Origin of the sequence: Motiliproteus sp. MSK22-1 (assembly GCF_001968815.1) — a bacterium.
Lineage (GTDB): Bacteria > Pseudomonadota > Gammaproteobacteria > Pseudomonadales > Balneatricaceae > Motiliproteus.
The window spans coordinates 1-874 of record NZ_MIEQ01000042.1; the positions used below are offsets into that span (position 1 = coordinate 1).

Genomic DNA, 874 nt, shown 5'->3' on the forward strand with positions numbered 1-874 from the left:
GTTTATTGAACTGGCGGGTGAAGCCTCTGAAGGGGTGCGCTTACCGGCCGCAGCCCTGCTGGTGGCGGATATCCTCGAAGACGGCGATAAGCAAAAATCGGTGCTGATGGCCTATAAAACCGCCTATGAAGCCAAACACGGCCCTGTCTCCACCTTTGGGGGGCATGCTTATGATGGCTTGATGATTGCGTTAGAAGCGATCGATCGTGCCAACAGTACCAAGAAGAAAATCGTCCGTGCTGAGATTGAAGCCACGCAGGACTTTATCGGCACCGGCGGTATCTTCAATATGACCAAAAATGATCACCTGGGCCTCGACCTGGATGCTTTCCGGATGCTGGAGATCCGCAACGGAAACTGGACGCTGGTGAAATAATACCGGTTTTCTTTTTTCCTGCATGATCCCTGCGGTTGATTGCCGGAGTGTGTCGATGTTGCGGATCATGGGTCATGAATGAGTGGCCAAGGGTCCGTCTGACAGACTCCGGTGAGAACGGCGGGGCGAGGTAAGCATATGTTTGATCAGATAATACAGTTCTTGGTAACCGGTCTGTCGGTCGGTTCCACCTATGCCCTGGTGGGGCTGGGGTTTGCCATTATTTATAACGCCTCCGGTGTGGTGAATTTTGCCCAGGGCGAGTTCGTGATGCTGGGGGCCATGTCGGCCGTTGGCTTGTTGGCCGCCGGTGTGCCTTATCCGCTGGCCCTGATTGTCGCCACTTTGATCGTGACGCTGGTGGGGATGGGACTGAACAAGTTCGCCATTGAACCCGCCCGGGGCGCCACGGTGGTGGCCACCATTATTATCACCATCGGGGCTTCGATCTTCTTACGCGGGGCCGCTTTGCTGATTTGGGGCAAAGATATCTTCAGC

The 874-nt window shown here is 55.0% G+C and carries 1 protein-coding gene and 1 pseudogene; both read left to right on the forward strand.

The genetic code is table 11. The features are described from left to right. Nucleotides 1-376 (forward strand): annotated as a pseudogene (locus tag BGP75_RS10580) (ABC transporter substrate-binding protein); the annotation flags it as partial. Between the two features lie 138 nt (nucleotides 377-514). Further along, a partial coding sequence (locus BGP75_RS10585; protein WP_407067337.1) for an ABC transporter permease subunit occupies nucleotides 515-874 on the forward strand: 360 nt, incomplete at its 3' end.